The 273-nt window shown below is 67.4% G+C and carries 1 protein-coding gene; it reads left to right on the top strand.

Translation table 11 applies throughout. The features are described from left to right. On the top strand, window positions 1–273 hold a 273-nt coding region (locus tag E5198_RS02495; protein WP_136488438.1), incomplete at both ends, for an NAD(P)(+) transhydrogenase (Re/Si-specific) subunit beta.

Below are 273 nucleotides of genomic sequence, written 5' to 3'. Positions count from 1 at the left end.
ATGCTCAACAGCTACTCGGGCTGGGCGGCGGCCGGCATCGGCTTCTCGCTGAACAACTCGATGCTGATCGTCGCCGGTTCGCTGGTCGGTTCCTCGGGCGCGATCCTCTCCTACATCATGTGCAAGGCGATGAACCGCTCGTTCTTCAACGTGATCCTCGGCGGCTTCGGCGCCGAAGCCGGCGCGGCCGTGGCCGGCAGCCAGGAGCAGCGCCCGGTGAAGAGCGGCTCGGCCGACGATGCCGCGTTCCTCTTGGGCAACGCCGACAGCGTG

The organism is Pseudomonas sp. A-1 (genome assembly GCF_004801855.1).
In the GTDB taxonomy this organism is placed as follows: domain Bacteria; phylum Pseudomonadota; class Gammaproteobacteria; order Pseudomonadales; family Pseudomonadaceae; genus Geopseudomonas.
This window is presented reverse-complemented; position numbering and strand designations above follow the sequence as displayed.